At 66.3% G+C, this 4,154-nt stretch carries 2 protein-coding genes; one reads left to right on the top strand and one right to left on the bottom strand.

Annotated elements, in window-relative coordinates; all coding sequences use genetic code 11:
* Nucleotides 1–77 precede the first annotated feature (77 nt).
* A complete protein-coding gene (locus VL752_RS17585) occupies nt 78–3,845 on the top strand; it encodes a hydantoinase B/oxoprolinase family protein (protein ID WP_325357164.1) in 3,768 nt (1,255 codons plus the stop codon).
* Between the two features lie 11 nt (nt 3,846–3,856).
* On the opposite strand, the gene VL752_RS17580 is transcribed toward VL752_RS17585, so the two are convergent.
* Nucleotides 3,857–4,154: UTRA domain-containing protein (locus tag VL752_RS17580; RefSeq protein WP_325357162.1), on the bottom strand; the 298-nt coding region annotated here is incomplete at its 5' end.

Below are 4,154 nucleotides of genomic sequence, written 5' to 3'. Positions count from 1 at the left end.
GGCCAGTCAGCATTTCGCTTTACGGCCCCGCATCGCTCCGCTTTACTCGTTCGTATACAAACGATCTGGAGTGGCCAATGGCGCGACGGGTGGCGGGAATCGATGTCGGTGGAACCTTCACCGACGTGCTTCTCTATGAGGAGGATGGCCGCGGCGGGCGAGTCCAGTTCGCCAAGGTGCCGTCGACCACCGCGAACCAGGCCGAAGGCGTCCTGCAGGGCATAGAGGCCGCGGGCACCAGCCCCGCCGCACTCGATCTTCTTATTCATGGCACCACCGTCACGACCAATGCCGTGCTGGAGCGAAAAGTGGCCCGAGTAGGCCTCATCACCACAGCCGGCTTCAGGGATACGCTTGAGGTGGGCCGTCGGACGCGCCCCACGCCCTATGGATTGTTCGGGGTGTTCGAGCCGCTTGTCCCCCGCGACCTCCGGCTCGAAGTGCCGGAGCGGATGAATGCCGCCGGAGAGGTGGTGACGCCGCTCGACGAAGCGGCCGTCCGCCGTGCCGTGCGCCAGTTGCTGGACGCCGGATGCGAATCCCTGGTCATTCATTTCCTCCATTCCTACGCCAATCCGGCTCATGAACTGGCGGCGGGCCGCATCGCGGCTGATTTTTGGCCCAATCGTTACGTCACCCTCGGGCATGGGCTTCTCTCGGAATACCGTGAATACGAGCGCGGAACGACCGCCGCCGTCAATGCCGCGGTGCAGCCGATCCTGGATCGCTACCTGGATCGCCTCACCGAAGGGCTGCGGTCCCGGGGATTCCGGCACGACCTTCTCGTCATGAACGGCAATGGCGGCACCATCGCCGCTCCCCTCGCCGCAAGGGACGCCGCAAAGACCGTGATGTCGGGTCCTGCCTCGGGCGTCATCGCCGCTGCCGCGACGCTTACCCAGTCCGGCGTCGGCGATGCCGTTACCTATGACATGGGCGGGACCTCGAGCGACGTCGCGCTGATCAGCGGCGGCCTGCCGGAGGTCTCGGCCGAACTCACCATCGACTACGGACTGCCGATCCATGTGCCCATGGTTGATGTCCGCACCATCGGCGCCGGCGGCGGCTCCATCGCCTGGCTGGACGCCGCCGGCATGCTGCGCGTGGGGCCGCGAAGTGCGGGCTCGACACCGGGCCCCATCTGCTACGGGCGCGGCGGCCTCGAACCCACCATCACTGACGCCAACCTCATCCTCGGCCGCCTCGATCCGGCCAAGCTCACCATCGCGGGCGCGGCCTCGGTCAGCGTCGCGGACGTGCGTGCGATCTTCGGGGAGAAGCTGGCGGCGCCGTTGGGCCTGACGGTTGACGAAGCGGCGGCCGCGGTAATTGCCCTCGGCAATGTCCATATGTCCGGCGCCATCCGCATGGTGTCCCTCTCGCGCGGACGGGACCCGCGCGCGCTCACGCTCTTCGCCTTCGGCGGCGCGGGCCCGCTGCACGCGGTGGCACTGGCAGCCGACCTCGGCATTCCGGAGGTACTCATCCCGGCACGTCCAGGCCTGACCAATGCGCTCGGCTGCCTTGTGGCCGATCTGCGCCAGGACTTCGTCAACACCATCAACCAGCCGCTCGACGGCATGGACATGGCCGAAGTGCACCGCGTGCTCGCCGACCAGGTGGCGCGTGGTATCGCGATCAACGCGGCGCAGCAGGACGAGGTCGAGGCAACGGAGATCCGGCATTCCGCCGATATGCAGTTCCGCGGCCAGACGCATCTTATCCGCGTGCAAATCCCCAAGGCGGAGATTGGCCGCGAGGAGTTGCAGCATCTCTTCGAGGAAGCCTATTTTGCACGCTTCCAGATCCGCATGCCGGAAATCCGCGCGACCCTCGTGAACCTCAACACATCGGTCACCGGCCGGCGGAAGCCTTTTCCTGTCGCCTCCCTGCTCGACCCCGCACGGCGCGCCGCCGATACGGAAGGCGCCCGCACCGGCAGCCGCCCCGTCTTTGCGGCCGGTGCCTGGGTCGATTGCCCGATCTACGCGCGGGACGCGCTGCCCCTGGGCGCGACGCTGACCGGCCCCGCCGTGCTGGAACAGGCGGACAGCACGATCTTCGTCGAACCCGGCGCGCAGCTGCGCGTAGACGATGTCGGCAATCTCCGTATCGCGACCGCCGGCATGGCGCTCGCCGGCATGGCCGAGGACGCAAAGCTCGACCCCCTGGCCCTGGCCGTGATCGAAGCCGGGCTGCAGCAGGTCTGCAACGAGATGGACCTCGCCTTCTCGCGCTCAGCCTTTTCCCCCATCATTGCCGAAGCCGATGACAGGTCCGACGGAATCTACGATGCCGAAACCGGCGCCTTGATCGCGCAAGGAGAGCTTGGCCTGCCGGTGTTCGTGGGCGTGATGCAGTATTCCACGGGCGAGATCACCCGCCTGATCCGGGAGGGTCGGATCGCCGGCCCCGAACCTGGCGACATCTACATCGTCAACGATCCCTATCTCGGCGGCACGCATCTGATGGATGTGCGCTTTGCCATGCCCTTCTTCCACGACGGCCGTCTGCTCTGCTGGCTGCAGAATACAGGTCATTGGCCCGATACCGGCGGCATGACGCCGGGCGGCTTCTCGGCGCACGCGACTGAAGTGGAACAGGAAGGCTTGCGCCTGCCGCCTGTGAAACTGTTCAAGCGCGGCGAGATGGACCAGGAGATTCTCTCCATCATCAATGCCAATATCCGCGTCGCCGACCAGCGCATCGGTGACATCCGCGCCCAGGTTTCCGCTCTCAAGATCGGCGAGCGACGGCTCGCCGATCTTATCGCCCGCCACGGGCTCGAGACCGTCACCGGCGTCATCACCGAGATGAAGGGGCGTGCCGCCAACCTCATGCGCGCCAAGATCGTGGAGATTCCGGACGGCATCTACGAAAGCGAGGCCTTTGTCGATTCAGACGGCATCGTCAACGAGCCGCTGCGCATCGCGCTGACCATGACCAAGGCAGACGGCACGCTCAGTTTCGATTTTTCCAAGTCGAGCCTGCCGTGCCGGGGACCGATGAATTCGGTCTTCGCGACGACGCTCTCCTCCGTCTATCTCGCCGTGCGGCACATCTTCCCGGACGTGCCGCTCAATGCCGGGGCCTTCGCCCCGTTGCTGGTGCCACGGCCCGAAGGCACGTTTTTGGACGCCCGCTATCCCCGCCCCGTCTCGGGCTGTGCGGCGGAAGTGTCGCAGCGCATCGCGGAAGCGGTATTTCTCGCCCTCGTCCAGGCGATCCCGGAGAAGGTGACGGCGGCGCCTGCCGGTTCCTCGGGCAATTTCGCACTCGGCGGTTTCGATCCCAAGCGCGGCGCGGGCTACGTCATGTATCAGATTTCGGGCGGCGGCTATGGCGGCAACGCCCTGCACGACGGGCTGACCAATGGCTGCTCCACCATCGGCATATCCAAGACGGCACCCGTGGAGGTGATGGAGCAATATTTCCCGGTCCTCTTCCGCCGCTTCGCGTTGCGCGAAGGCTCGGGCGGTGCCGGACTGCATCGCGGCGGCTTCGGCGTGCATTACGAGGTTGAAATCCTGCGCGGGGAAGCAACGGCAAGCTTCGTGATGGATCACGGCCGCTTCGGCCCACCGGGCGCCCTGGGCGGCCAGGACGGTGCGCCCAATATCGTGCGCGTCCATCGCAACGGCGCGGTCTATATCCCGGAACATCTGTCCAAGGATCAGAATATCCGAGTCACCGCCGGCGATCGGGTGGAGGTCATGACACCGGGCGGCGGCGGCTATGGCGATCCGCGGACACGCCCGTCCATCCTCTTGGAGCGGGATATCGCCCGCGGCTATTACACGCGGGAAGAGGCAGAAAGACTCTGGCCGGGAGTCTTACCCAACTAAGCCTGGCCGGGTCAGCTCGCCACCAGAACCTGCACCCGCTGGCCGGCGGCCCGCGCCATGCCGTATTCCACCGGCCGGCCCGCCTCGTCCTGATCCACAGTCTCCATCACCAGGATCGGCTCAGCTGTCTTCTGGTGCAGGAGCACGGCCTCTTCCGGCGTCGGCAGACGCGCCCAGATCCGGGTGGAGCGCCGCGTATAGTCGGCAACGCCGAATTGGCGGAGTGCCGCCGTGAGCGAATTGGTCTCGCGAAAGGCCACCTCGATGCCCCGAAAGCGCGCGCTCGACAGATGCGCGGTCTTGAGGCTG

The sequence above is a fragment of the Acidisoma sp. genome (genome assembly GCF_035492295.1).
GTDB lineage: Bacteria > Pseudomonadota > Alphaproteobacteria > Acetobacterales > Acetobacteraceae > Acidisoma.
Note: the sequence above shows the minus strand (reverse complement) of the source record. Positions and strands in the feature narration are given on the sequence as shown.